Raw genomic sequence first — 20,703 nt, forward strand, 5'->3', positions numbered from 1 at the left:
GTCTCTTGACCCGCTCTGTTTTCGCGCGCCTACGTTCCGGCGCGTTGCTCGCCTGCACGATCGTTGTCACCGGTTGTGGTGTGCAACCCCTCTCCGACGCGGAGGGCGCAGCTGCTGTCACCCGCGTGAACTGTGGGATCGACGTCGCCGTCGATGGCCCACCGCAGCGGATCTACGCGGCGTATCAGCCGTCGATCGAGATCGCGCACGCGCTCGGTGTCACCGATCGGCTGGTGGGGACAGCATTCCTGGACTCCGCCGTGCTTCCGGAGTACGTCGGCGCGCAGGCACGCTCGCCATACGTCGAGAAGTTGCCCAGTCGCGACGAACTGCTCGCCCAGCGACCCGACTTCGTCATGTCGGGTTTCAACGGGGTGTTCGCGTCCTCGGCGCAGAACAGCGTCGGCACCAGGGCGAGCCTGCACGAGTTGGGTGTGCGCACCTGGGTGCTGAGTCCGCTGTGCCCGAGTGCCGACGGGCTCGCCGATGAGGCGATCGACCCCGATACCGTGCGCTTCGACAACGTGTACGCCGACCTGCGCGACCTCGGTGCCCTCTGGGGCACCTCCGAGCGCGCCGAAGAAGTTGTCACGCAGCTGAGTTCACGCATCGACGCGGTCCGCGCCAAGGTCGGCAACGCCGGGAAGCCGCGGGTCGCGGTCGTCACCCCCAAAGACGACGGCTCCTACACCGTGGCAGGCGGCATCGATTTCATCACCCAGATCATCGAGGCCGCCGGTGGCGTGAATGCCTTCGCCGATCTCACCGCGAAGCGCAACGTGCCAGTCGGCGCGGAAGAGCTCATCGCCCGTGACCCCGACATCATCCTGACCAGCCTGTGCTGCAAGGCGACCTACACGCGCGCCGACGGTCAGCCCCAGGTCGACAAGATCGTCGGAAACCCGGCATTCGCGAATCTGGCGGCCGTGCGGAACGCGACTGTGCACCCGTTCCTGTTCGCCGACCGGGCGGCAGGGGTGCGGATCGCACACTCGACTGAACTGGTCGCCACCCTGATCCATCCCGAGTTGTTCCGGCGGTGACGCGCAGCGCTCGCGGCGCCGGTCCGATCGTGGCCGGCGCCGCGCTGGTGGCTGTCTGCGTCGCGTCCATCCTGATCGGCTCGCACCCGCTCACCCTCGACCAGGCCGTGGTCGCGTTCACCGATTTCCAGGGGACCGACACCGACCGGGTCGTGCGCTACATCAGGCTGCCCAGAACTGTCGCGGGACTCCTCGCCGGTGTCGCGTTGGCGCTGGCGGGGGCGGTGATGCAGGGGCTCACTCGCAACCCGCTGGCCGGGCCCGGCCTGCTCGGCGTCAACGCCGGTGCGTCCCTGGCGATCGTGATCGCGATGGGTGCGTTCGGCCTCACGGCGACGGGCGGATTCATCTGGTTCGGCTTCCTCGGTGCCGCGGTCGCCGCGGCGTTCGTCTACACGCTGGGATCGTTGGGGTTCGGTGGCGCGACACCGGTGAAACTGGCGCTCGCGGGCGCTGCTTGCACCGCGTTGTGTGGGTCGATCACCACGGCGATCACCCTGCTGGACCGCACCCTGTTCGACAACTTCCGTTTCTGGGTGGTCGGCTCGCTGGCTCGCGCCGACATCGAATCCGTGTGGCAGACAGCACCGTTCATCGCTGTCGGGCTGTTGCTGGCGGTAGTGGTGGCCCGGCCGCTGAACGCTGTCGCCATCGGTGACGACATGGCGCGCACGCTCGGCACGCGGCTGGTCGCGACGCGCGCGACCGGCGCGTTGAGCGTGGTGCTGCTCGCGGGCTCGGCGGTGGCCATCGCCGGACCGATCGCCTTCATCGGTCTGGTGATCCCGCACATCGCCCGATTCTTCGCCGGACACGACTACCGGTGGATTCTGCTGTGGTGCGCGCTGCTGGGCCCGACGCTGCTGTTGGTGGCCGACATCCTCGGACGGATGCTGGCGCGGCCACAGGAAATCCAGGTCGGCATCATCACCGCCTTCGCGGGCTCGCCGTTCTTTCTCTATCTCGTGCGCAATCGAAAGGTGGCCACACTGTGACGGGCACCGAGCGCGGCGTACTGCCCAGCGGGACGCTGCTGCTGCGAACACCGGACCGGCGCATCGTCTTTCGCGTCGGGACACGGTCCACGATCGTCACCGTGCTGGTGACGGTGGCCGCGCTGGCGGTGGCGGCGTGGTCACTCACGATCGGCTACTACCCGCTCACGGTCGCTGACGTGGTGCGGGTCCTCGGTGGCGGTGGCACGCTCATCGAGTACGACGTGGTGGTGGCCGATCGGTTGCCGCGCGTGCTCACCGGGCTGTGTGTCGGCGCGGCCTTCGCGATCTCGGGGGCGATCCTGCAACGAATCGCGACCAACCCGCTGGTGAGTCCCGAGATCATCGGGATCAACGCGGGCGCCTCGCTCGGCGCGCTGGTGGTGAGTGTGTTGCTCGGTGGCGCCGGGCTGGGGCTGGTCGGCGGCGCGATGATCGGTGCCGGGGTGGCCATGGCGCTGATCGTGGCCGTGGCCACCAAGGACGGACTCGACGGCTATCGACTCGTGCTCGTCGGTATCGGCGTCACAGCGATGCTGTCCTCGGCTATCGCGTTCATCTTGACCATCGCCGACAACTACCAGGCGCACACGGCCGCCATGTGGCTCACCGGCAGCTTGGCCAACCGCGAGTGGACCCACGTCGGGTTCGCCGCGGCGGCGCTGGTGGTGGTCGTGCCGCCGCTGATCGTTCTCGCTCGCTCGTTGCCGCTGCTGGAAATGGGCGACGAACTGGCGAATTCGCTGGCCGGGCGGCGCGGCCCACACCGCATCACGCTCATCGTCGTCGCAGCCGCCGCCGCGACCCTGGCGACGGCCGCGGCCGGGCCGATCAGTTTTGTCGCCCTGGTGGCGCCGCAGATCGCGCGACGGCTGCTGGCCGAACGCGGTGCGGGCCTGGCGCCCGCGGCTGCCACCGGGGCATTGCTGGTGGTCGCCGCCGACCTGGCCGCCCGGCGGCTGTTCCCGGCGGAACTGCCTGTCGGGGTGGTGACCGCCATCCTCGGCGCTCCCGTTCTCGTCTACCTCCTCGCCCGTGCAACCCGGATCGGACATGCTGGATGACCGCACACCTGACCACCGAGAGACTCACCCTCGGCTACGGCGACACCGCGATCGTCACCGACGCCACCATCGACTTCCCGACCGGTGCGATCACTGTCATCGTCGGCCGCAACGGCTGCGGAAAATCGACCCTGCTGCGGGGACTGGCCCGGCTGATCGCGCCCACGGCGGGCGCGGTTCTGCTCGACGGCGCCGATATCGCACCGCAGCCCGCGCGCACGGTCGCCCGGCGGCTCGGCATGTTGCCGCAGCAGCCCGTTGCCCCCGACAGCATCACCGTGGGCGAACTCGTCGGCCGTGGCCGTCATCCGCACCAACGCTGGTTTCGTCAGTGGTCGGCGCAGGACGACGAGGCCGTGCGCAAAGCGCTGGTGGCCACCGACACTCTCGCGTTGATCGACCGATCGGTGGATCAACTCTCGGGCGGTCAGAAGCAACGGGTGTGGATCGCGCTCGCGCTGGCGCAGGACCCCGAGGTCATGCTGCTCGACGAACCGACGACCTTTCTCGACCTGGCGCACCAACTCGACGTGCTCGACGTCCTGCGAAATCTGTTGCCGCGCACGATCATCGTCGTCCTGCACGACCTCAACCTCGCCGCCCGCTACGCCGACCATCTCGTCGCCGTGCAGGACGGCCGGGTGGTCGCTCAGGGTTCACCCGCCGAGGTCGTGCGCCCCGAGCTGGTGTCGGAAGTCTTCGGCATCGACTGCACGGTGATCGAGGACCCGATGACGGGCACACCGCTGGTGATTCCGGCCCCGCGAACGGTGCGCACCGCATGACGCGCCGGTATGTCCTCATCGCCCGGCCGACTCCGTCGGGCGTCGACCTGCCGTCCGTCCGAGCTCTGGCCGAGGCCTGCGGTGTCGGTTACGCGCTACTCGACCAGGAAGAGCCGACCATCCACACCGCCCTGGATACCGCCGCCCGCGACCGATCGCCGGTCACATTGATCCCGCTCGCCGTGCCACGCGACCGCTACCTCGAGACCTGGATCGCGCGCGCGGTGGCGAACTGGAAGGAAACGCGCGGGAGCGAACTCGACGTGCGAATCACCGACGGCATCGACACCGCCGCCGGATTCGCCGATGTGGTGCGTGCCAGGATGTCCGAGGACGGCGCACCGGTGACGGCGAGCCCGCGGGCCTTCCGCAGCCCGGCCTGGTCCGAAATCCCCGACCACACCTCGCACATCCTGGTCTGCCGAGGCCCCCGCTGCACCGTGTACGGCGCGGGCGAGCTGCACCGGACTCTGCGCCGCGACCACCCCGGCGCCCTGATCACGCCGACCGGCTGCCTCAACCCGTGCAATCTGGGCCCGCTCTACATCACCTACCCGGACGGTGAATGGCATACCGACGGCATCCGCGGGGGTGACTCCGTCAGCGCTGCGCACGATAGCCTGACGGAATGATCGAGGACGAGCCGACCACGATCCAACCCCACCGGGCTGCGCGGCAGCGGGCCGTCGCATGCTGATCGAGAAGCAGCGCTGGGCCGGGATCCGCAGCGGGGCGGTGACGGTGCTGTTTCGCCGGTGGCGTCACCGGCAGGCCACCGAGGGCAAGGTCTACCGCACCGGCGCGGGGCGCATCGCCGTCGACCAGCTGTCGACGGTCACCGCCGATCAGATCAGCATCGAGGACGCGCGCGCCGCCGGTTACGACGCACCCGCCGAGGTGATCGCCGATCTCCGCGGCGGCCCGCAGGACCCGATCTATCTGCTCCGGATCCGCTGTCTCACCGACGAAGACCCGCGCGACGCGCTGGCCGCCGACGACCGGATCGACGATGCCGCGGCCTTGGTCGCCCGCCTCGCCCGCATGGACCGGACCGATCCCGAGGGCCCGTGGACCCACGACACGCTCCGAATCATCCAGCGTCGCCCCGCGACCCGGGCCCCTGACCTGGCCGAGGAACTCGGGCGTGACCCGCACCGCTTCAAACTCAACGTACGCAAGCTGAAGAACCTCGGCCTGACCATCAGCCTGGGCACCGGCTATCGGATCGCACCCCGCGGCGTGGCCTTACTCGCGGCCCTGGATTCGGCGCAGACCGGCGACTGAACGCGGCGAGTGAACCTCGGCGCCGCCTTGCCTATCAGGCGGGCGGCGCCCGCGGTCGACGCCGAGGTCGGGGCCCGAAATACCCAGCATGACATGGCCGGATCCAGACCACCGGCTACCGTGCCGGACCACACGATTTCGAAAGCGCCCCATCGGTCACACCTGCCACGGTATCGGTGCGCCGCTTCGAACGACAGCGGCCGACCACGAGAGGACAGAAATCGTGAAGATCCCACTGACAATGCTGGTAGGCGTCGCCGTCCTGACCGTCAGCGCATGCGCGATGCGGCCGGCGGCCGGCGAAACAGACACTGCGCAACCAGGTTCCGGACTCGATCCGGCTGCGCTGCAATCCGCGCTGGATGCGGTCCGCGACGCGGGAATGACCGGTGTGTACATGGAGGTACGTGACGGCGACCGGGTGTGGAGTGGCACGGCGGGGGTCGCCGACGTCACCTCCGGCGAAGCCATCGGCCCCGACATGGTCCACCGAGTAGGCAGCATCACCAAGACGTTCATCGCGGCCGCGATCATGCAGCAGGTCGAGCAGGGGCGGATCGGGCTCGACACACCGATCGGTGACTACCTGCCGCACTTGGTCCCTGGTGAGCGTGGCGCGCAGATCACGGTTCGGATGCTGCTCAACAACACCAGCGGTCTGGCCGAGCACCTGCCGTACTCATTTCCTTCCCTCGCAGCCTTTTTCGGCGGGACACAGCTGTCATCGGAGAGCTTGGACAAGCATCAGTTCACCCAGTTCGACCCGGTCGAGTTGATCGGAATGGGCGTCAGCGCGCCGCCCGCCACCCGGGCGCCCGGAGCGACCCCCGGCGTGTACTCCAACACCAACTACTTCCTGCTGGGCGAACTGCTGGAGCAGGTGACCGGAACTGCATTCGAGACCTATGTCGCCGAGAAGGTGATCGGACGCGCCGGGCTCGAGCACACCGCGTTTCCGGATGGGCCGACCCTGACGGTTGCGCACCCGCGAATGTACGAGCGGCTGTTCGGAATGATCGATCCGCCGCGCGACTACAGCGTCTACAACATGTCGTGGGCGATGCCCGGCGCCGGACTCGTCTCGACCATGGCGGACCTGAATCGCTTCTACCGCATGCTGTTCGGTGGGCACATCGTCAGCCGCGAGTCGTTGGCGCAGATGCAGCGTACGGTGCCCGTCATCGCACTCGACGGTACGCGGATCGAGTACGGTCTCGGCCTGCACCGGGTGCGGACTCCCGGCGGACAGACATTCTGGGGTCACGACGGCAGTGTCTTCGGCGCCCAAGCGCTATCTCTGACCAGCGCCGACGGCACCCGCCAGATGTCGGTCGCGACAAACCTCGTGCGGTGGAACGAGATCGGCCCCGACGGAAAGCCGAAGCCACACCCCATCGACGACGCCCTCGCCACCCTCTACCGAATCGCGATGGGCGGCGAGTGATCCTTCGGCGGCACTAGGTGTCCCCGGCCCGTTACCCCAGTCGTCGGCGCCAACGGCCCGGATCGGGTGCCCCGACTCGGTGCCGAAGTCTCGCACCGCAACTCGCGCGTCACTGATCGTTCGAGTGCAACGTTCCGGGCTCGGCGAACGATGCGATGCTCATGCAGGGGATGACGCAGGTCGATGAGCAGCAGCAAACAGCCGGGTTCGGTGCGTTCACCGTGGTGGATGTCGAGACCTCCGGGCTACGGCCGCACCAGCACCGGGTGCTGTCCGTCGCGGCGGTGACGCTGGACGGCACCGGCCGGGTGACGCGAGAGTTCCACAGCCTGATCGATCCGGGTTGTGATCCGGGTCCCGTGCACATTCACGGGCTCACTGCCGAGGTGCTGCAGGGCTCGCCCGAGTTCGGTCAGGTGCGCGACCAACTGACGGCCATGCTGGACGGCCGGGTGATGGTGGCGCACAACGCGCTGTTCGACTATGGGTTCCTGCTGCAGGAGTTCGCCCGGGCAGGGGGAGCTCTGCCGGTGCAGCGCCGACTGTGCACGTTGGCACTGGCCCGCCGCATCGCGCTGCCGACACCCGACTACAGGTTGGGCACGCTGGCGACGTATTACGGTGTGCCGCAGCAGAAGGCGCACGATGCGCTCGACGACACCCGTGTTCTCGCGAATGTTCTTCGCGCGTTGGTCGCCGACGCGGCCCATCTCGGCATCGCACCCCCTTTGCTCGACTGCGCACCTGATTCGGCCAGGCCGACGCAGTCCAGGTGGCCGGTCGAACGTCGCGGCCCGAAGCAGCCGTGTGACTTCGCCTATCCCGGGAAGCTGGCGGTGGCCGGCCCCCTGCGCCAGGGGATGAAGGTAGCGCTGACCGGCGAGACCCGGATCGAACGGGAAGAGCTCGTCGCCCGTGCCGAGGCTGCGGGGCTCGACGTCACGAGCACGGTGAGCAACCGAACCAGTGTGTTGGTCACCAACAACGCCCATGCGGAAACGGGCAAGGCGCGCAAGGCGTTCGAGTTCGGAACGCCGGTGATCGATGAGGCTCGGTTCGCCGCGCTGCTCGAGTCGGTAGAACCGGGGCACCGGAAAGGAGCGGCGGTACCTGCGGTTGCGGCGCCACGTCGGTCGACGGCACCCGCACGGGCGATATCGGGTCCGCTGGCCGGTCGGCGGATTCTGGTACTGGGCGGAACCCACGGCGAGGCTGCGGCGGCGCGCTCGCGGATCGTCGAGCTCGGTGGTTCGGCCGCGGTCAATCTCTCCGCGACGGTGACAGATCTGCTCCTTCTCGCAGGTGGGGAATCCGACCGGCGCGCGCGAAAGGCCGACGAACTCGCACTGGCGGTCCACGGACCAGACCTGCTCGAGCAGGGTGCGATCGCGCCCGCGGCGATCCCCGCGGCATCGACCGCACCTGTTCGTGCTGAAATCCGGCCCGCGGAACCGACGGTGTTGTCGCGAGGTCAGGTGATCGACGTACCGATCGCCGAGGGCGGCAATACGTGGACTCTGCGGGCAACGTGGAGCCAGCTCAGTGCGCCGACCGTGGATCTCGTCGCGTTCCTGCTCGGCAGCGATGAGCGAGTCGACGACTCCGACGACTTCCTGTTCTACAACCAGCCAGAATCGCAGGGCGCCAAGCTTTCCGAGGACGGGCCGAACGAGCAGTCGATCACCCTGGTCCTCGATGACCTGCCCGAGCACTGCACTCGCATCGTCCTCGCCGCTTCGCTCGACGGTGCGGGTCTTACCTTCGGCGACGTCGGCGCCATCGAGCTGGAGTTCGCCGCAGGCACGGAATCGAGCACCGCGATACGTTCCACGCTCGATGCCGCAACCGTGGAATGCACCCTGCTGCTCGCCGAGCTGTATCTGCGCGGTGAAGATTGGCGGCTGCGCGCGGTCGGCCAGGGGTACGAGACCGATCTCGCCGATCTGGCCAGGCGGTACGGGGTCGACGTCGACGAATGAAGCCGCACGAGGTGGCGGCCGGTCGGGGTCGATGCCGGCCTCGCTGACAAGCACGACTTCGCAGCGCTCGCCGGCATCCGGTCGGGGATGCCCGGCGAGCGTCGGTAGCCTGACCGTTCGAGATCAGCTACCGAAACTTTCGGCTACCATGTTCTCGGTGAGGCCGTAGTCGGCGAGGGAATAGTGGTGGGTGGGTTTGCGTGCGCCGGTGCGGCTTTCGTTGTCGAGGGCGGTGATGGCGGTTCGAGCTTCGGGTGTGAGGGCGGCACCGGTACGGGCGTACACACGGTCGACGACGCCAAGGGGGTCGGTGCGGAGATCGTCGAAGTCGATGTCGATGAAGGTGGCTTCGGGGTGTCGGGTGCGGGCGGCGGTGAATTCGTGGAGGCCGCGCGACCACAGGTCGAGCTGGGTGCGGCCGATGGTTTCGCCGGTGAAGGTGGTTGACCAGCCTCGGGTGGCGTGTTCGTTGAGGCTGCAGACCGAGGGGATGATGGTGGCGGGGTCGCGGTGGGTCTGGATGACGATGGCGTCGGGGTAGGTCGCCAGGAGGGCATCGAGGCAGAACAGATGGCTGGGATTCTTGAGGACCCAGCGGCGGGTGTCGTTCATGCCGATCAGCTGCAGGTTGCGGCGGTGGCGGGCGTAGGCGGGCGTCCAGTCCTGGCCGGACAGCCATTGCGAGTAGCCCGGCACGTAGGCGAGGCATTCGTAGGAATGCGACATGCCCGACTGGCGCAGTAGCTGCCAGCATTCCTCCACGTCGGAGGCGCTCATGTAGTGCAGGCCCATGAACTCGGGGTTCTGCACCTGATGCTGTCGCAAGCCCGCGTCGATCTGCTGGTAGGCGGGATTGTCGCCCCAGGTCTCGCGCGGTGGTCGCGGCTGCGGGAAGTCGGTCAGCCACATCTCCAGCCCCTGGTTGGCCGGATCGGCGGCCAGCAGCCGGTGCAGCGCGGTGGTGCCGGTGCGAGGGAGACCCGTGACGAAAATCGGCCGGGTGACCGGGGTGTCGACATAGCCGGGATTCGCCGCCCACGCCGCTTCGCTCAGCGCGCGGGCGACCAGCGTGCCGCGCAGGAAGAAGCGCGACATCTTGGAGCCGATCTCGGTGAGCCCGGCTTCGTCGCGATACGAGTCGAGCAGAACCTGCAACGCCTCGGTGTAGTCGTCGGCCCCGAAATCGGTGAGACCGGTGAGTTTGGTGGCTGAGGCGTGCAGGTCGGCCACGGTGCCGACATCGGTGCGCACAGTCATCTTCTACAAGCTCCTAGTTGTGGTATTCGCCGCAGTTGACGTCGAGGGTCTGACCGGTGATCGCCGACGACCAGTCGGAGGCGAGAAACACCACGGCACGGGCGATCTCGTCGGGTTCGGGCAACCGCTTCAGATCGGACTTCGACGCGGTCTGCTCGTAGACCTGCTCGACGGTGATGCCGTACTTCTCGGCGACCTGACCGAAATACCACTTCAGCTGATCGGTCCAGATGTAGCCGGGCAGCACGCTGTTGACCCGCACGCCCTTGCCGCCGAGTTCGGTGGCCAGGGTCTGCGACATGGCCAGCAGTGCGGCCTTGGTGAGTTTGTAGCTGCCGTAGCGCGGCTCCGAGTGGCGCACCACCATCGAATTGATCATCACCACAGCGCCTTTGGCCTCGGCGAGCGCGGGCGCGAACGCCTGCGTCATCCGCAAGCCGCCGAGCACCGTCATATCCAGGCTCGACCGGATGTGGTCGAAATCGGTGCGGTCGAGGGGCTTCATCGACGGCACCGAGAACGCGTTGTTCACGAGCGCGTCGACCCGGCCGAAGGTGTCGACCGTGCGCGCTACGAGATTCTGGACCGCCGCCTCGTCGGTGATGTCAGTGGGCACGCTCAGCGTGGCGCCCCCCGCGGCCTCGATTTCGGCGGCTACCTCGAGCAGTCGGGATTCGGTGCGCGCCGCGAGCACGACCGTCGCCCCTGCCGCGGCCGCCTCCAGACAGATCGACCGGCCCAGACCCGGTCCGACCCCGGAAACGACGACGACCTTGCCGTCCAACAGTGCCCCGCTCATCCCAGCATCCTTTCGGCGAAAGCCCGCTGCCGGGCCGAGATCCGGTCGCGCCAGCCGGCGGCATCGATCCGGTTGTGTTCGAAATACGGAAGGTGTTGTGCGACTGCGTCGATCGGTACGACCTCGACCGTCGGCCCATCGGCCTCGGTCATCGGCCGATCGGTGCGCTGCCACCGGAACTGCAGAATTCCGCGCGTGCGGCCGGTGGTCTCGATCCAATTCGCGATGCCCGGATCCTGCTTGCTCACCACCATCCGGATCAGACCGTCCGAATCCGCCTGGGCCTGAGTGTGATTGAGGCTGGTCTGGTGGTTGACGTAGTCCAGGGAGATGTACCAGAGACTGCCCAGCTGGAAACCCTGATACGGTGCATCGGATTTCGGGACGGTGATCACCAGCGCCTGATCGTCGGCCAGATCGAAATGGCCCACCGAGGAGTACTGGGTGCTCAGTCCGCCGGGTGTGAGCCGGGGCGCGGTGAGGGTGTTCACCGGCAGATCGAGGTAGAACCACTTCGGGAAGTTGAACCAGGTGTGCACCCGGGTGAGCAGCATCTTCGCCGCCGCACCGTACCGTTTGCGCAGACGGGCCAGATCCGGTTCGACCGGTGCGGTGCCGATGGTGTCGACCCGCTCGATCCGGATCGAGCCCTTGCGCTCGGTCCAGTCGCTGTAGACCTCGCGCACGGCCAGCATGGACGCGCCTTCCCCGAGTGGGAAGTAGTCCGGCCCGGCGTCGGCCTTCGGCGGTCCGAAGCGCAGCGAGAAGCTGCCGTCGGCGGCGATCGGAATGCGCCGGTCGTCGAAGGCGTCGGCGCCACCGGGCACGTCGGTCGCGGTGTAGTCGCCTTTGAGTACCTGGAAACTCAGATCGACGGTGCTGCCGCGCACCCCGCTCACGAGGTACTCGGCGGTCGGCTCGATGGTCGCGTGGTAGTAGAGGGTGTCCGGGTTGTCCAGGCCCATCTTGGCGTACGGGCCGGTCGAGGACACGAAATAGGGATGCGAAGTGCCGTGGGCACCCGAAAGGCGCAGGCAGGCAGCGACGCTGGCGGCGAGATAGTCGTAGCCCTCGGCGAGGTCCTGATCGCTGCGGACGAATTCCGCCCCGGCGATGAGCGTTTCGGCCTGGGCTACCGCGGCGAGGAACGGCGCGGTGAGTGGTTCCGGTGGCGTGCTGCTACCGGATTCGGTGGCGGTACTGGAGTGGGTCAACGGTCTGTGATTCCTAGCTCTCGGAGGATGTGGGCGGCGATCTCGGCAGGCGAGCCGAGCTCGGGAGTGATGACCAGGTCAGCATGGTCGGGTCGTTCGTAGGGGGAGCCGATTCCGGTGAAGCCGGGCAGTTCGCCCGCACGGGCCTTCGCGTAGAGGCCCTTGGAGTCGCGGCGCTCGCATTCCGCGAGCGGAGTGTCGACGAAGACTTCGTGGAACGGCAGTTCGCGGTCGGTGTGGACGGTCCGTGCGGCGGTGCGCTGTGCGGCGAACGGGCTGATCACCGACACGATCGCCACCGCACCCGAATCGGCGAACAGCGCGGCGACTTCGGCGACCCGGCGAACGTTCTCGTCCCGGTCGGCGGGGGAGAAGCCGAGACCGGCGTTGAGACCGTGCCGCAGATTGTCACCGTCGAGCAGGTAGGCGGGCCGGCCTGTCGCGACCAACAGTCGCTCGAGCTCGACGGCCAGGGTGGACTTCCCCGACCCGGACAGGCCGGTCAACCACACCGTCGCGCCCGCGTGGTCGCGCTCGGCGCGACTGACTGCCGACCGATGCCAGACCACGGCCGGGGCCGCGCGTTCGCTGCCGACATTCGCGGAATCGATCCCGGATTCCCGGCCGGTCACCATTCCCGCGGCGACCGTTTGATCGGTCACCGGATCGATCAGGATGAAGCTGCCCGTGCGCCGATTCTCCCGATACGGGTCCGACAGCAGCGGACGACGGCTGCGCAACCGGATGCGCGCGATGTCGTTGAGCGACAACGTGGTGATGTCCTCGACCCGGTGCAGCGTGTTCACATCGAGGCGGTAGTCGATGGCCGTGACCTCCGCGGACGAGGTCTGCGCCGCGGTGCGCACCAAGTACTGGGCACCCTCGCGCAACTGAGCACTCTCGGAGAACCAGCACACCATCGCGTCCAGGTCGGTGCCGATGTGTGGACGGTTACCCGGCCGGGCGAGCAGGTCCCCGCGCCCGACATCGATGTCGTCGTCCAGCGTCAGCGAGACCGCCATGCCGGTGAACGCCTCGTCGACCTTCGTGCCACCCGGGCCCCAGATCTCCTTGACGTGGGAGGACCGCCCGCCGGGCAGCACCACCACTTCGTCGCCGGGCTTGAAGATGCCGCCCGCGATGGTGCCCGCGTAACTGCGGTGGTCGAGTCCTTCCTGCGCCCGGATGACGTACTGGATCGGCAGCCGGGCATCGATGAGGTTGCGGTCCGAGGCGATGTGCACGTCCTCGAGGTGGCGCAGCAACGGCGGTCCCGGATACCAGTCCATGTGCTCCGAGCCGTCGACCACGTTGTCGCCGAGCAGCGCCGACACCGGCACGAAGCTCAGATCGCCCACCGTCAACTTGGCGGCGAACGCGGCGAACTCGGTGCGGATCTCCTCGAAACGCTCCTGCGACCAGTCGACCAGGTCCATCTTGTTCACGCACACCACCAGGTGCGGCACGCCGAGCAGCGTCGCGAGGAACGCGTGTCTGCGGGTCTGTTCGGAAACGCCGGTGCGGGCGTCGACCAGGATCAGCGCGAGGTCCGCGGTGGACGCGCCGGTCACCATGTTGCGGGTGTACTGCACGTGCCCGGGGGTATCGGCGATGACGAACTTGCGGCGTGGTGTCGTCACGTAGCGATAGGCGACGTCGATGGTGATGCCCTGCTCGCGTTCGGCGCGCAGGCCATCGGTGACCAGCGCGAGATCGGCCGCCGCGCCGCCGCGTTCGGTGCTGACTCGTTCGATGGCGGCGAGTTGATCGTCGAACAGGGACTTGGAGTCGTAGAGCAGCCGGCCGATGAGGGTGGACTTGCCGTCGTCGACGCTGCCCGCGGTCGCCAGTCGTAACAGGTTGCGGCGCATCAGAAATAGCCCTCTCGCTTGCGGTCTTCCATGCCGGTCTCGGAGATCCGGTCGTCGGCGCGGGTGGCGCCGCGTTCGGTGAGTCGGGTGGCTGCGGTCTCGGCGATCACCTTCGCCGCGGTGTCGGCGCCGCTCTCGACGCAACCGGTGCAGGTGGCGTCGCCGACCGTGCGGAATCGGACGGTCGCCTCGAACGTGCGCTCACCGGCCTTCGGTGTGATGAATCGGCCGGCCGACAACAGCATGCCGTCGCGTTCGATGACCTGACGCCGGTGCGCGTAGTACAGCGACGGCAGCTCGACGGCCTCGCGGTCGATGTACTCCCAGATGTCGAGCTCGGTCCAGTTCGACAGCGGGAACACCCGGATGTGCTCGCCGGGCTGATGGCGGCCGTTGTAGAGGTTCCACACCTCGGGTCGCTGTGCTCGCGGGTCCCATTCGCCGAAGCTGTTGCGGAAGCTGAACACTCGCTCCTTGGCGCGCGCCTTCTCCTCGTCACGGCGTGCGCCGCCGAATGCCGCGTCGAATCGGTGCTCACCGATCGCGCGCAGCAACGTGGTGGTCTGCAGCGGGTTGCGGGTGCCGCCGGGGCGTTCCACCGCGCGACCCGTGTCGATGTCGTCCTGGACCCGGGCGATCTCGAGGCGCGCGCCGGTGCGTTCGGCGGTGCGGTCGCGGAACTCGATCACCTCGTCGAAGTTGTGGCCGGTGTCCACGTGCAGCAGCGGAAACGGCAGCGGCGCGGGCCAGAACGCGCGTCGCGCCAGGTGCAGCAGCACCGCGGAATCCTTGCCGCCGGAAAAGAGCAGGGCCGGTCGCGCGAGTGTGGCCGCGACCTCCCGGAAGATGTGCACCGACTCGGCCTCCAAGGCCGCCAGATGCGATAACTCGTACCCCGCCTGCACTGTTCACCCACTTCGTTCGCGCGGTTCGCCGGGGAACTTTCCCCGACGGGTTGCGATGTCGAATATTCGACGCTATCGTTCGGTATTGTGACACCGACGATAAGCCGGGCCGAGCGCGCCGGTCAAGAGGTGACCCCGGATTCGATGGGTGATGCCGAGATTCCTGGCGCCGCGTCGCCGCCGACACAGCGCGTGGTGAAGGTGCTCGAGCTGCTGTCACGACATGCCACCGACCGTTTGTCGCTGGCTCGGATAGTGCGCGAAGCGGGGCTGTCGCGCGCCACCGCGCACGCCGTACTCACCCAGCTCACCGCCGATGGCTGGACCGTGCGCGACGACGACGGCTGCTACGGCATCGGGCTGCGGCTGCTGACCGTCGCCCGGCGTGCCGAAGCGGCGTTTCCGCTGCGTCGCACCGCGGTGCCGCACCTGCGAGACCTGTCCGAGGAGGTGGGTGTACCGGTGTTCCTCGCCGAGCGCGCCGGGGACAGCATTGTGGTCACCGAGGTCGTCGGGCATCCATCGGCCGGTTGGATCCGTCCGGGCAGGCGCCTGCCGCTCGCGCCCCCCGTCTGTCGCGAATTCATCGCCTGGGCGCCCGAACCCGTCCAGCAGGCCTGGCTGGCCACCGCCGACCCGACCCACCGCGACCGCCTCGCGCGCGTCCTCGCCGAGATCCGCACCCGCGGCTATTCGGTCGAACGGCTGGTCGACGATTCGACACCGATGCTGGAAGTGCTGGCGGGCCTGCGTGATTCACCGATCACGGCCGCACTGCGCGCCCAGCTCGGTTCCGTCATCACCGAACTGATCACCATCGACTACCTGCCCGACGAACTCGGCCCCGAGAACGCCGTCGTCACGCTGTCCGCCCCGATCCGCGACCGCGCCGGTGCGGTCGTCGCCGCGGTCGTGAGCTGCCCCGACAGTCGGTTGTCCGCCCTCGCCTTGAGTGAGCTCGGCGCGGCAACGGTGAGCGCCGCCGACCGAATCACCTCCGGTGGGCTGAGGGACTGATCCCGCGGTCGGTGTCCAGTGACACCCGAGTAACCCCAACGGGCCGTGAGCGCACGATTTCGAGTTCTCGGCGACGGTGGTTCGCCACTACTCTGAGAGGGGATCTGACCGGACGCGACCCGCTCGATGGTCGTGGAGGCAGATGGCGAGGAAGGACGGGCCGTGGCAAACGACAGTGATCGGTGGTGGGAGGCGCCCGGAATGTCAGGCCCCACCCCTGACCCCGCCGCACAACCCCCCGCCGACCCCACCATCCTGCGCTCGCCCGGCAACCCGGCCGAGCAGTCGACCCCCCGACCGCAAGATGGCCCGCAACCCACCGCCACCCCGCAGCCGGGAGCGAATCACCCTGGAAGCGGGCAGCATCCGATAGCGCCCCCCACCGTGTTCGGACAGCAATTCGCACCACCGGGGACGGGCGAGCAGCCGTACGGGCAGCAACACGGGACCGGGCAGCAGTGGCAGCAGCCCGGAGTGGGACAGCCGGGGAGCGGGCAGCACCCGTTCGCGCCGCCGACAGTGGTCGGACAACCGTGGACCGGGCAGCAGGCCTACGGGCAGCAACCCGGGGCGGGCCACGATCCGTATGCGGCCCAGCCGGGAAGCGGTCAGCAGGCGTATGGGCAGCAACCCGGGGCGGGTCACAACCCGTATGCGGCGCAGTCCGGTGGCGGACAGTCTTATGCGTCTCAGCCCGGAATCGGTCAGCAGCCGTACGGGTCCCAGTTCGGACCGGGTCAGTTCGCCCAGCAGCCGCCGTACGGCCAGCAGCCGCACGGCTATGCGCCACAGCAGTATTCGCCTCCACCGCGGCGCAATAGCGGTTCGGGCGCGATCATCGCGGCGATCGCGGTGGTCGTCGTGCTGGTGATCGGGGTCGCCGTCGCCGTCGGGTTCGCTGCCAGCTCCTCGGACGAGTCCACCACCTCGGCGAGCACGTCCACCACCACGACGAAATCAGGACCACTGTCGGGCACCAGTACCGCACCGCTCGCGCCGGGCTCGAAGGGCGTGCTCATCGCCTCCTATCGCGTCGCCTACGACGTGCCGTCGGCCTGGACCCTCCACTCCGAGAGCGACACCATGTCGTTCTCCAATGCGACGGGCGCGATCGACGGTCGCGGTCAGGCGACCGAGGGCGCCAACTATTGCCCCGGCTCGGTGTATCGCGCCATGGCCGCGGTGACCTCGACCACCGAGACCGATGCGGCGGCCGCGGCGAAGAGTGTCGCGAAAATAGCCGCGGCAGGGGGATATTCGGACCCGACCGGCGGAAAGATCAGCGCGCCGACGTCGTTGAAGACCCAGAGCGGAATCAGCGGCCAATTCGTCGAGACCTCGGGCCCGTGGACCCCGCAGATCCCGGGCTGCACCGCGAATGCCTACTCCGTCTACACCTTCGGCTTTCGCAACGCCGCGAATACAACTCTCGTCCTGACCATCCTCGTCGACCGCGGCACCACCGGCGAACTCACCGCCGAACAGGCCAAGAAGATGATCGACAGCCTGCGCCTGGTCTAGCGGCGTCGGCACCACCCCGGTCGCTGTTCGTAGACTCGACTCATGACGGCAGCCGCATCGAATTCGACCGATCTCCCGGCGAGTCTGGTGGAGATGACCGCTGAGCACGTGCGCGCGCAGGTTCTCAGCGGCGCGTTGGCGCCGGGGGAGCGGGTAGGCGAGGAAGCCCTGTGCGCGCGGCTCGGGATCAGTCGGGCGCCGGTGCGGGAGGCGCTGCGGCGCCTGGCGGAGCAGGGCCTCGTCGAGCATCTGCCGCGGCGTGGGTATCGGGTCGTGGTGTGGTCGGCGCGCGACATCGTCGAGTTGTTCGAGGTGCGGCGGGCGCTGGAACAGCACGCGGTGACCGTCGCCCTGCCGAGTACGGACCTGCGGCTGGGGCGGGTGCGCGCGGCGCTCGCGGAACTGACCGCGGCGGACCGGCGCAGGGACTGGGTCGCCCGCGACGACGCACACCGCCGCTTCCACGCCGAAATCGTCGCGCTGGCGGGCAATCGGCAACTGGACCTCGTGTACGAGCAGATCCTGGTGAAGCTACAGCTCGCGATGGCACGCAATCTCCGTGAGGAAACCGAGGTGGGCGCCCGGCGCGAAGGTGTGCGCCGACATGAGGAACTGCTCGCCGCGCTGGAGACCAACGACCCGCTGCGGGCGGAGACCGCGCTCCGCAGGCACGGCGAGCAAACATACCTGAAACTCGGTATCTGCTAACAGCTTGACCAAACAGGTATGTTGCTGGGATGCGCATTGCCATCTACCTACGGCAGTCTCTCGATTCCCGTGACGACCGTCTGGCCATCGCCCGCCAGCGCAAAGAGTGCCTTGCGCTGTGCGCCAATCGGGGATGGACCGACATCGTCGAGTACGTCGACAACGATGTCTCGGCGACAGTCGGCAAGCGCCGCGGCCCCGACAAGGGCACTCGCCCCGCGTACGACCGCATGGTCCGCGACATCGAGTCCGGCAAGATCCAGGGCGTCGTGGCCCTCGATCTCGACCGGCTCTACCGCAAGCCGGTCGAGCTTGAGCATCTGATCGACCTGGCCGAGCGAGACGGGCTGGTGCTCAACACATGCGGTGGCGACGCTGACTTGTCCACCGACAGCGGTCGACTGTTCGCGAGGATCAAGGCGGCCGTGGCGAAAGCCGAGATGGAGCGCAAGTCCGCGCGCCAGAAGCTCCAGCACCAGCAGCGGGCCGAGGCGGGTAAGCCGTGGGGCGCAACGAGGTCTTTCGGCCGCAACGCTGACTACACCCTGCATCCAGTCGAGGCCCCGCTCGCCGTGGCTGCCTATGACGATCTATTGGCCGGCATCAAGTCTTCCGCGATCGCCCGAGCCTGGCGCGCGGCGGGCGTGAAGACGACTGTCGGTGGAGAGTGGAACGGCACCCGGGTGAGCGCTTACCTGTCGCACCCACGCAACGCCGGGCACCTCGTGCACCTCGGCGAAATCGTCAAGCGCGATGCGTTTCCCGCGCTGGTCTCCGAGGACGTCTGGTTGGCCGCGCACGAAATCCTGAGCGACCCAGCCCGCGACAAACGCGGCCCCGACCGGTCGCGTAAGTATCTGCTGAGCGGCATTGCCCGGTGCGGTCCGTGCAAATCGCCTGTGTACGGATCGCATTCGCAGTACTCGTGTCGTGCCGATGGATGCATGAAGGTCAGTCGCAAGCGAGTAGCCGTCGACGACCTGATCGATGGCCTTGTGATCGGGCGCCTTTCGCAGCCGGATGCGGTCGAGTTGCTCGTCGACCGCGAGCAGGTCGACCTCGACGCGCTTCGACGCGAGGCGAAGAGCGCCTCGACAAAGCTGACGGAGCTGGCGAGTGCGTTTGTCGCGGATGAGATCACGCGCGAGCAACTGCGCACTGGCACGGAGAAGGCGAAGGCGCGGTTGGCGAAAGCGGAATCAGCGATGGCGGACTCGGCGCGCGTGCAACTCTTCGAGGGCCTGATCGGACCTGATGTCGATGTGCTGGCCGCGTGGACGAAGCTGCGCGAGAGTGAGGGTGGGTTGTCGCGTTGCCGCGCAGTGATTTCGGCGCTGATGTTGATCGAGATCGAGCCGACGCGGCAGGGGGTTCGCTTCCAGCCGGAATCAATTAGGGTGACTCCGCGCGAACCGTAGGATGAATTACGTTGCGGTTGCTGGACTTTCGCGGATGGCATTCCGGCAATTCGGACTCGCGTGTATGTTCGAAGGAACCATTGACCCGCACCACATGCGAAGGGTGACGAGGAGGCAAAGGGCGCCCCCCCCCCCGCTGTTTTGCGTCGAGTCGGAACTTGAGCGGATGGTCGGGGTCCGTGATCGATGGTGACACGCTTTGCGCACAACGGGGTGAGTGAGATGGGTCAGACGACAGGCCTACATACCAGCGAGCATTCGCCAGCCGACATGGTTGCTGCGGCAATCGTTCGCGGCGTGCCCGCGTCGGATCTACTCGCGGCTCGCTTCCCGCTGCGCGGCGTTGAGAAAGTCGCCGGGCTCCATCTCGAAGGCCTTCGCGATCAGGAATAGCTGATCGAACGACATGGTGGTCTTGCCCTGCTCGATCTTGCTGAGCGTGGACACATGAATCCCGGTCATACTCGCTAGCTCCGTTTGGCGCATGTTTCGTCGTGCGCGCTCTGCCCTGAGCTGGGCGGCGACCGCGCGATGCGCACGTGGCAGCAGGGCGCCTTCGCTGTCACTGTTTTCCATATCGCCAATTCTGGGGGCCGATAGGCCAATTTTGCAAGCTCTCCCACCTGTGACTGTGCCGTGGGCGCGCCTAGCAAGTTATTGGCAAGATGGCCTTGCACTTGGTCATGTGGCGCGGTAACTTGGCGATATGACCAATTCTCGCGTGGAGCACCTCGCAGCTGAGCTGAGAGCGGCGCGAAGACATCGCAACCTCACTCAAGCTCAGCTCGCCGATGCTGCCGGTGTCAGCGTGTGGGCGATCAACCGGATCGAGCGTTGCGCTGCGACGCGTATCGACACGGGCCAGGTCATCGCGCTCGCCGAAGCGCTGGACATCGAGTCCAAGGACCTGGTGCCGTCGTTGGCCGAGGACGGCACCAAATGAATGCCGCCCAGCGGGCCGCTTCGCGCAAAGCGGCCGCCGACTATGAGGCACGCAAGGCCGCGTGGATCGCTGCACGCCTGGCCGAGTTCCCGCCGCTGACCGCCGCGCAGCAGCACGTCATTCGCCGCGCGTTCGCCGGGATCGTCGTTACTCCGCGCACCCCGAGCGCCGCCGCATGAAGCACTCGACACGCCAGACCTTCGCCCTCGCCACTGATCTCGCTCGCGCCAGCGTCCCGCTCGGCAGCGTCGTGATCCTGTGGTGCGCCCTGACGTGGGAATCGCCCGTGTACCTCGCGCTCGCCTTGCTGGCTGTATGCGCGTCGTGTGCGGCGGTCCGCCCCGAAATGTCTCACGGCTCCGACCGTGGGATCCCGTCGCCCGACGCGGGTGATCCGTACATCCCCGCGTCGGGCGACCTGCCACCAGCCCAGTAACCAATGCGTCCGCCGAGCAG

At 67.8% G+C, this 20,703-nt stretch carries 21 protein-coding genes; 15 read left to right on the forward strand and 6 right to left on the reverse strand.

Translation table 11 applies throughout. The features are described 5' to 3' along the window. Window positions 1-5 precede the first annotated feature (5 nt). The 8 genes from ACWFRF_RS20515 to ACWFRF_RS20550 all read left to right on the forward strand — a co-directional run bounded on the left by ACWFRF_RS20515 (window position 6) and on the right by ACWFRF_RS20550 (window position 8,594). A complete protein-coding gene (locus ACWFRF_RS20515) occupies window positions 6-1,043 on the forward strand; it encodes an ABC transporter substrate-binding protein (protein ID WP_379317882.1) in 1,038 nt (345 codons plus the stop codon). After that, on the forward strand, window positions 1,040-2,038 hold the full coding sequence (locus ACWFRF_RS20520) for a FecCD family ABC transporter permease (RefSeq protein ID WP_452451622.1): 999 nt from the start codon (window positions 1,040-1,042) through the stop codon (window positions 2,036-2,038). Before ACWFRF_RS20515 ends, ACWFRF_RS20520 begins: the two co-directional genes overlap by 4 nt. Beyond that, complete coding sequence (locus ACWFRF_RS20525) at window positions 2,035-3,102, forward strand: FecCD family ABC transporter permease (RefSeq protein WP_452451624.1); 1,068 nt, start codon at window positions 2,035-2,037, stop codon at window positions 3,100-3,102. The genes ACWFRF_RS20520 and ACWFRF_RS20525 overlap by 4 nt, the downstream gene beginning before the upstream one ends. After that, on the forward strand, window positions 3,099-3,887 hold the full coding sequence (locus ACWFRF_RS20530) for an ABC transporter ATP-binding protein (RefSeq protein ID WP_452451626.1): 789 nt from the start codon (window positions 3,099-3,101) through the stop codon (window positions 3,885-3,887). Before ACWFRF_RS20525 ends, ACWFRF_RS20530 begins: the two co-directional genes overlap by 4 nt. Beyond that, window positions 3,884-4,519 (forward strand): (2Fe-2S) ferredoxin domain-containing protein, encoded by a 636-nt coding sequence (locus ACWFRF_RS20535; protein ID WP_379315418.1) that lies wholly within the window; start codon window positions 3,884-3,886, stop codon window positions 4,517-4,519. Before ACWFRF_RS20530 ends, ACWFRF_RS20535 begins: the two co-directional genes overlap by 4 nt. Window positions 4,520-4,577: 58 nt before the next feature. Further along, window positions 4,578-5,171, forward strand: a complete 594-nt coding sequence (locus ACWFRF_RS20540) for a hypothetical protein (protein WP_452451628.1) — start codon at window positions 4,578-4,580, stop codon at window positions 5,169-5,171. A 223-nt stretch (window positions 5,172-5,394) separates the two neighbouring features. Beyond that, window positions 5,395-6,615: a serine hydrolase domain-containing protein gene (locus ACWFRF_RS20545; protein ID WP_379315414.1), complete on the forward strand. Its 1,221-nt coding sequence runs from the start codon at window positions 5,395-5,397 to the stop codon at window positions 6,613-6,615. Between the two features lie 170 nt (window positions 6,616-6,785). Next, window positions 6,786-8,594 (forward strand): exonuclease domain-containing protein, encoded by a 1,809-nt coding sequence (locus tag ACWFRF_RS20550; protein ID WP_452451631.1) that lies wholly within the window; start codon window positions 6,786-6,788, stop codon window positions 8,592-8,594. Window positions 8,595-8,717: 123 nt separating this feature from the next. On the opposite strand, the gene ACWFRF_RS20555 is transcribed toward ACWFRF_RS20550, so the two are convergent. From ACWFRF_RS20555 to cysD, 5 genes are read right to left on the reverse strand one after another with little or no spacing between them, the layout of a single operon-like run. Then, entirely contained in the window at window positions 8,718-9,851 is a 1,134-nt protein-coding gene (locus ACWFRF_RS20555) for a sulfotransferase family protein (RefSeq protein ID WP_452451633.1), read from the reverse strand. A 13-nt stretch (window positions 9,852-9,864) separates the two neighbouring features. Further along, a complete protein-coding gene (locus tag ACWFRF_RS20560; RefSeq protein WP_378889518.1) occupies window positions 9,865-10,650 on the reverse strand; it encodes an SDR family oxidoreductase in 786 nt (261 codons plus the stop codon). After that, window positions 10,647-11,864, reverse strand: a complete 1,218-nt coding sequence (locus ACWFRF_RS20565; protein WP_379317065.1) for a hypothetical protein — start codon at window positions 11,862-11,864, stop codon at window positions 10,647-10,649. The genes ACWFRF_RS20560 and ACWFRF_RS20565 overlap by 4 nt, the downstream gene beginning before the upstream one ends. Then, window positions 11,861-13,735, reverse strand: coding sequence for an adenylyl-sulfate kinase (gene cysC / locus ACWFRF_RS20570; protein ID WP_452451635.1), 1,875 nt, complete (start codon window positions 13,733-13,735; stop codon window positions 11,861-11,863). The genes ACWFRF_RS20565 and cysC overlap by 4 nt, the downstream gene beginning before the upstream one ends. Next, the gene (cysD, locus tag ACWFRF_RS20575; RefSeq protein WP_378994976.1) at window positions 13,735-14,640 is read right to left on the reverse strand and encodes a sulfate adenylyltransferase subunit CysD; all 906 of its coding nucleotides are present in this window, start codon (window positions 14,638-14,640) and stop codon (window positions 13,735-13,737) included. Before cysD ends, cysC begins: the two co-directional genes overlap by 1 nt. 87 nt (window positions 14,641-14,727) lie before the next feature. On the opposite strand from cysD, the gene ACWFRF_RS20580 reads away from it, so the two are divergent. The 4 genes from ACWFRF_RS20580 to ACWFRF_RS20595 all read left to right on the forward strand — a co-directional run bounded on the left by ACWFRF_RS20580 (window position 14,728) and on the right by ACWFRF_RS20595 (window position 19,304). Continuing rightward, window positions 14,728-15,657, forward strand: a complete 930-nt coding sequence (locus ACWFRF_RS20580; RefSeq protein WP_452451637.1) for an IclR family transcriptional regulator — start codon at window positions 14,728-14,730, stop codon at window positions 15,655-15,657. Between the two features lie 162 nt (window positions 15,658-15,819). Further along, window positions 15,820-17,178: a hypothetical protein gene (locus ACWFRF_RS20585; protein WP_452451638.1), complete on the forward strand. Its 1,359-nt coding sequence runs from the start codon at window positions 15,820-15,822 to the stop codon at window positions 17,176-17,178. A 42-nt stretch (window positions 17,179-17,220) separates the two neighbouring features. Next, window positions 17,221-17,886, forward strand: coding sequence for a GntR family transcriptional regulator (locus ACWFRF_RS20590; protein WP_452451640.1), 666 nt, complete (start codon window positions 17,221-17,223; stop codon window positions 17,884-17,886). Window positions 17,887-17,915: 29 nt separating this feature from the next. After that, entirely contained in the window at window positions 17,916-19,304 is a 1,389-nt protein-coding gene (locus ACWFRF_RS20595) for a recombinase family protein (protein ID WP_452451642.1), read from the forward strand. Between the two features lie 312 nt (window positions 19,305-19,616). Here ACWFRF_RS20595 and ACWFRF_RS20600 read toward each other — a convergent pair whose 3' ends face one another. Beyond that, window positions 19,617-19,880 carry a helix-turn-helix domain-containing protein gene (locus ACWFRF_RS20600; protein ID WP_452451644.1) on the reverse strand — a complete coding sequence of 88 codons (264 nt, stop codon included), beginning with the start codon at window positions 19,878-19,880 and terminating at the stop codon, window positions 19,617-19,619. 130 nt (window positions 19,881-20,010) lie between these two features. Here ACWFRF_RS20600 and ACWFRF_RS20605 point away from each other — a divergent pair, with 130 nt between their 5' ends. Genes ACWFRF_RS20605 through ACWFRF_RS20615 form a run of 3 tightly spaced genes read left to right on the forward strand, consistent with a single transcriptional unit; the run spans window position 20,011 to window position 20,683 of the window. After that, complete coding sequence (locus tag ACWFRF_RS20605) at window positions 20,011-20,247, forward strand: helix-turn-helix domain-containing protein (RefSeq protein WP_452451646.1); 237 nt, start codon at window positions 20,011-20,013, stop codon at window positions 20,245-20,247. Then, window positions 20,244-20,426, forward strand: a complete 183-nt coding sequence (locus ACWFRF_RS20610) for a hypothetical protein (RefSeq protein ID WP_452451648.1) — start codon at window positions 20,244-20,246, stop codon at window positions 20,424-20,426. The genes ACWFRF_RS20605 and ACWFRF_RS20610 overlap by 4 nt, the downstream gene beginning before the upstream one ends. After that, the gene (locus tag ACWFRF_RS20615) at window positions 20,423-20,683 is read left to right on the forward strand and encodes a hypothetical protein (protein ID WP_452451650.1); all 261 of its coding nucleotides are present in this window, start codon (window positions 20,423-20,425) and stop codon (window positions 20,681-20,683) included. Before ACWFRF_RS20610 ends, ACWFRF_RS20615 begins: the two co-directional genes overlap by 4 nt. The last annotated feature ends 20 nt before the right edge of the window (window positions 20,684-20,703 follow it).

This window comes from Nocardia sp. NPDC055165 (assembly GCF_053606985.1).

Coding starts and splice junctions, on each gene's coding strand:
- ACWFRF_RS20530 (WP_452451626.1), top strand. CDS start 3,099: ATGACCGCACACCTGACCACCGAGAGACTCACCCTCGGCTACGGCGAC.
- ACWFRF_RS20535 (WP_379315418.1), top strand. CDS start 3,884: ATGACGCGCCGGTATGTCCTCATCGCCCGGCCGACTCCGTCGGGCGTC.
- ACWFRF_RS20540 (WP_452451628.1), top strand. CDS start 4,578: ATGCTGATCGAGAAGCAGCGCTGGGCCGGGATCCGCAGCGGGGCGGTG.
- ACWFRF_RS20550 (WP_452451631.1), top strand. CDS start 6,786: ATGACGCAGGTCGATGAGCAGCAGCAAACAGCCGGGTTCGGTGCGTTC.
- ACWFRF_RS20555 (WP_452451633.1), bottom strand. CDS start 9,851: ATGACTGTGCGCACCGATGTCGGCACCGTGGCCGACCTGCACGCCTCA.
- ACWFRF_RS20560 (WP_378889518.1), bottom strand. CDS start 10,650: ATGAGCGGGGCACTGTTGGACGGCAAGGTCGTCGTCGTTTCCGGGGTC.
- cysC (WP_452451635.1), bottom strand. CDS start 13,735: ATGCGCCGCAACCTGTTACGACTGGCGACCGCGGGCAGCGTCGACGAC.
- ACWFRF_RS20590 (WP_452451640.1), top strand. CDS start 17,221: ATGACGGCAGCCGCATCGAATTCGACCGATCTCCCGGCGAGTCTGGTG.
- ACWFRF_RS20595 (WP_452451642.1), top strand. CDS start 17,916: ATGCGCATTGCCATCTACCTACGGCAGTCTCTCGATTCCCGTGACGAC.
- ACWFRF_RS20600 (WP_452451644.1), bottom strand. CDS start 19,880: ATGGAAAACAGTGACAGCGAAGGCGCCCTGCTGCCACGTGCGCATCGC.
- ACWFRF_RS20605 (WP_452451646.1), top strand. CDS start 20,011: ATGACCAATTCTCGCGTGGAGCACCTCGCAGCTGAGCTGAGAGCGGCG.
- ACWFRF_RS20610 (WP_452451648.1), top strand. CDS start 20,244: ATGAATGCCGCCCAGCGGGCCGCTTCGCGCAAAGCGGCCGCCGACTAT.
- ACWFRF_RS20615 (WP_452451650.1), top strand. CDS start 20,423: ATGAAGCACTCGACACGCCAGACCTTCGCCCTCGCCACTGATCTCGCT.